Annotated in this window: 3 protein-coding genes; 2 read left to right on the forward strand and 1 reads right to left on the reverse strand. The window is 43.4% G+C overall.

What is annotated here, in order from left to right; all coding sequences use genetic code 11:
- Window positions 1–72 precede the first annotated feature (72 nt).
- Window positions 73–579: a sigma-70 family RNA polymerase sigma factor gene (locus J6U00_RS12570; protein ID WP_296582370.1), complete on the forward strand. Its 507-nt coding sequence runs from the start codon at window positions 73–75 to the stop codon at window positions 577–579.
- Between the two features lie 18 nt (window positions 580–597).
- Window positions 598–2,955, forward strand: a complete 2,358-nt coding sequence (locus J6U00_RS12575) for a beta-propeller domain-containing protein (RefSeq protein WP_296582371.1) — start codon at window positions 598–600, stop codon at window positions 2,953–2,955.
- 214 nt (window positions 2,956–3,169) lie between these two features.
- On the opposite strand, the gene J6U00_RS12580 is transcribed toward J6U00_RS12575, so the two are convergent.
- Window positions 3,170–4,708, reverse strand: coding sequence for a sodium/proline symporter (locus J6U00_RS12580; protein WP_296582372.1), 1,539 nt, complete (start codon window positions 4,706–4,708; stop codon window positions 3,170–3,172).
- Between the last annotated feature and the right edge of the window lie 407 nt (window positions 4,709–5,115).

The raw sequence follows: 5,115 nt of genomic DNA on the forward strand, positions 1-5,115 counted from the left end.
ACACTTAATGAATGAACTTGCACCGAAGAAGTGCAAAGCTTCTTAAAAATAGATTCAAAGGAGGGATCCATTATGAAAGACAATACCGAAGACGTTAAACTCGCACAGCAAGGCAGTACGGAAGCCTTTGCGAGACTTTACTCTTATGTCTACAAGGATATGTACCACATTGCGTTATACAGCTTAAGAAGCTCCCACGACGCTTCAGATGTTGTGAGTGATACAGTTCTTGACGCTTTTTGTTCCATAAAAAAATTACGCGATCCGTCGCTGTTCCGCAGCTGGATACTCAAGATACTCTCTGCAAAGGTAAAACAGAAGCAGAGAGAGTACTTCGCAGCCGGAGAAGAGCTCAGCGACGACGCTAAGATAGACAGCTTCAACTATGAGTCATCAGAGCTCAAAGAAGCCCTCGGCAAGCTTGACGGCGAATCACGCTTACTGTTGTCCATGTCAGTTCTGGGCGGCTATACGAGCGACGAGATAGCTGAAATATGCAAGATAAAAGCTAACACAGTACGTTCAAAGCTGTCGCGTATCAAGGAGAGGCTCAGACTTGAGCTCACTCCTGAAATATGAAAAGAAAGGAGTATCATTATGAACGATAAAGAGGTTAGAAAGATGCTGGAAAATGAACAGATACCTAAAGAGCTTGAACCTGAAAACATCAAACTGATGCTTGATCAGAAGGCTCCGGCATTAAAGAGAAAAAAGATCACTGCTGTATCGCGCTTTGTAGCAATAGCAGCAGCTTGTGCAATAGTCAGCGGAACTGCTGTACATTTTGCATCAAAGAAGAGAAACTCATTTACAGAAGACACAACCGTGACCCCAACAACAGCAGCTGAAAATACTGCGGCAGAGCCGAATCAGAATGTCTCCGACGACTTCACTAATCCCATCAAGGCTCCTTATATGAGCAGCATAAAGGATTACAGCGATATATATTCCTTGTTCTCGGACAGCGCAGAAAGGTACAAAAAGGAGTACTACAAGAGCAGGAACCGCGTTATTTCCGGTGTTAATGATGATGAAGCCGATCTCTCGACGACTATAGAAAACGAAGACCAGGCATTTACTGAACCTGCCGGAGGAAAGGGCGGCGGCGGAGATTACTCCACTACCTTCAATCAGGAGGAGAACGTTCTTGAAGCTGACATCGTAAAGACTGACGGTGAACGCATCTACAGTATCGGAAACTACGGAATAAACTCCGTTCTTCACATTACTGACGCAGACGACGGAGAACTCAGCAATCTTTACACCATCAATCTGTCAGACGAGATGAACAGCTTACTTGGTGATGGATATATACATAAGCAGACCTATACCCGTGAAATGTATATCTATGACGATATGGCTCTCGTTATAGGCACGACCATTGGTCAGGATAAATCAAGCTACAACGAAGAATACATGTGGTATTTGAATTCAAAGACAATCACTTTTGTGGCAGCTTATTCCCTTGACGATTCACACGAATGCTTAGGTATATACTATCAGGACGGTTATTTCAACGATGTCCGCATCTCTCCCGACGGTTATATGTATCTCATAACCAATCACAACACATATAACTACATCAGTGTAGACGGTGCTGAAGACGTTGAAAGCTATATTCCCTCCTACGGCATGTCTACAGATATAAAGTGCATAGAACCTGAAAATATCTATGTACCCAAAACCGAACTCTCACCCGGAAGAACTATCGCATATTCTGTGATTGGAAGCCTTGACCTTAACGTATCGAAAAAGATGGCTCCTGCCTCTATCAAGGCATTGGTACACAACGATAATAATTACGGATACGGAACTCAAATCTACTGTGCACCCAATAATCTCTACATGGTTTCATCCGATTATTACAGACTTCCTTACGAAAATGTTGAATACGGTCATGTTGAAGTAAATACAAATTCGAGCCATATAACCCGAATTGCTATAAATAAAGGCGAGATTACTCCTGCCGCTTCTGCAAAGGTAGAAGGTATTGTAAATGATCAGTTCTCAATGAGCGAGTACGACGGATACTTCCGCATTGCTACTTCAAGAAACACAAGCACTATGGAGTACACAAAGGGCGAGTACTATGATTACAGCGACTATTACGAATATGAGGACAACGCTGATGAAGCCGACGAATTCATTCCTAAGCGTGTCGAATACGGCTATTATGATTATAAGGACAATAAGATGGACAATGTCCTTTACGTGCTCGACCTTGAGCTCAATGAAATCGGAAGCATTGACGATTTTGGCGTTGACGAATATGTAAGGTCTGTCAGCTTCAGCGGCGACAAGGCTTACATCACTACATTCAGGCAGACGGATCCCCTCTATGCTATAGACCTCAGCGATCCCGCTTCACCTGCTATACTTTCCGAATTCAAGATGAACGGCTACAGCAGCTATTTGCAGCAGTGGAGCGACGGACTGCTCCTCGGCTTCGGCCCTGACGCAGACGACGAGGGTGGAGTTATCGGTGTAAAGCTGACGATGTTCGACAATTCTGACTCTAATGATATCAAGGCTATAGACTCATACAGCATGATCTGGTCTGATTATATAAACGACGATTTCAGTTACATGACATCTTATGCAGTATGGGACCGCAAGGCACTCCTCATAGATCCTAAGAAAAATATAATAGCATTCCCGTACACTGCACATATATATGATGAAGATTATTCATCGGAGTATACAGAGTATTACAAGTTCTTCTCCTATAAGGACGGAAAGCTCGTAGAAACAGGAACTCTTTCAGGCGATTACGACAAGGACGAGGTCAACTACACTGGCAGCAATATAAGAGCTATATATATCGGCGACTATGTATATATGATAACCGGCGACGGTATAACCTCCGCTGATATGGAGACCATCACTCCTCAGGACAGCATCACCTTTGAAGAAACTTATGAATACGAATATCCAGACGAAGATTACGAAGGATAATTTGCGTAGGAAAAGAAAGAGATAATAAAGTGTTTCATAATATGATCCACCTTTGAAACAACAGCAAAACAGGCGGCAATTGATGTGTCGCCTGTTTTGCATTTATAAAAGTTTACCTCAGTCTGACTTTTGTACACCTGCCATTGACGCACATTTTTTAAAAAAATACCGAGCCTGCAATTCGGGCTCGGTATTATACTTTCTGTCAAAGCGTTCACTTGCTGAGTTCAGCTTTTACTGTATCAAATTCTTCTGTTATTTCCTTTTCCGGAGCTCCGGTTATCAGCGAAACTATTATAACTGCCACAAGTGCGCATATGAATGCGGGAAGAAGTTCATATATCGCAAATATTCCGCCGACAGGCGCTATAACGAACTTCCATACAAATACCATTACCGCACCGACTATAAGACCTGCGATAGCTCCCCACCTGTTTGAACGCTTCCAGAAAAGAGCTGTCAGCATTACCGGACCGAAGGTAGCTCCGAAGCCTGCCCATGCAAAAGATACTACTCTGAATACAGAGCTGTCCTGATCCCATGCAAGTATGATACCCAGTGCTGCTATTACAAGAAGCACTGCTCTTGCAACTGTCATAGAAGTCTTGTCGCTCATCTTCACGTTGAATACTCCCTTGAGGATGTTCTCGGACATTGAAGACGAAGCTGCAAGGAGCTGAGAATCGGAGGTAGACATGGTACATGCAAGGATACCTGCAAATACAAGACCAGCTATGACTGCAAGTCCAGCATGATGCTCGCTCATGTACTGAGCAATTTTAATAACTACCTTTTCCGAGTTGCTGCCGTCAAGCATCTCAAGCTTACCGCTCTTTGAGAGAGCGTTTCCGATAAAGCCAATAAGTATGGCAATACCCATTGATATAACGACCCACACTGAAGCGATCCTTCTTGATGTCTTTATCTTGTCCTTGTCTTCAATAGCCATGAAGCGAAGGAGTATATGAGGCATACCGAAATATCCGAGTCCCCATGCAAGTATGGAAGCGATAGTCAGAACGGTATATTTATCGGCTCCGCCTGTTTCGGTATTATGTATATGGCTAAGCGAAAGATAACCTGCAATTGAATCTGCATTGTCAACTACATTTCCAAAGCCGCCTGCGGCGCTGACTCCGAATAAAACGATACTAATAAGAGCTACTGTCATAACTATGCTCTGTATCAGGTCCGTTGTACTTGCAGCAAGGAAACCGCCCGTGCAGGTGTAGGAGATTATGATAACCGCACTGATTATCATTGCAAGATGATAATTCCAGCCGAAAAGTGAGCTAAAAAGCTTTCCGCATGCTGAGAAGCCAGAAGCCGTATAGGGCACAAAGAAGATCAGGATTATCAGCGCTGATACTCCCATAAGCACTCTGCTGCCATCCTTGTATCTCCTCGAAAAGAAATCAGGTATCGTTATGGCTCCGCAGCGCTGACTGTAAACTCTCAGACGCTTTGCAACGAAAAGCCAGTTAAGATAGGTGCCGATAGCGAGACCGATAGCCGTCCATCCTGCCTCGGCTCCGCCTGTAAGATAGGCTACTCCGGGAAGTCCCATGAGAAGCCAGCTGCTCATGTCGGAAGCCTCTGCGCTCATTGCAGTAACAAGCGGACCCAGCTTGCGTCCACCGAGATAGAAATCGCCGACGTTGTCGTTTTTCTTGGAAAAGATAAAGCCTACTGTTACCATGACAACAAGGTAAGCAATTATCGTTCCGATAATGATGATGTCTGTGGTGTTCATTTTTGACTCCTTTTTATAGATTTAAAAGTGAATTCCGTCCCTATAATGTACGCAGGTAAAGCGATAGGACGTGACCATCCGACAGCAGGTATCAGGTCTCCGATCTGCGTATAGTCAAGGACTTTAAAATAAAATAATGCTTATTACACGAACATTATATCACAATGTATCAGATTAATCAACATTTTTTAAACCCGCCGTTATTTTCATATCAGTAAGAAAATAAAACATGATCTTCATATGCAGTAAAAGCCTGTTGAGCAGGAATCGCTCAACAGGCTTTTTTCAGTGTAATATATTCATTTTGTATTGCAGGTACATAATAGACCGTCAAACCATCTCCGGCTTAAGTGAGAATAAATTTTATTCCATATTTTTCAGAGCAAGCACCTTCGGTATCCTGCGGA

The sequence above is a fragment of the Ruminococcus sp. genome (genome assembly GCF_017650195.1).
Taxonomy (GTDB): Bacteria; Bacillota; Clostridia; order Oscillospirales; family Ruminococcaceae; genus Ruminococcus.

Excerpts from the sequence above, each read along its gene's own strand:
- J6U00_RS12575 (WP_296582371.1), top strand. The coding sequence starts at position 598 with ATGAACGATAAAGAGGTTAGAAAGATGCTGGAAAATGAACAGATACCT.
- J6U00_RS12580 (WP_296582372.1), bottom strand. The coding sequence starts at position 4,708 with ATGAACACCACAGACATCATCATTATCGGAACGATAATTGCTTACCTT.
- J6U00_RS12570 (WP_296582370.1), top strand. The coding sequence starts at position 73 with ATGAAAGACAATACCGAAGACGTTAAACTCGCACAGCAAGGCAGTACG.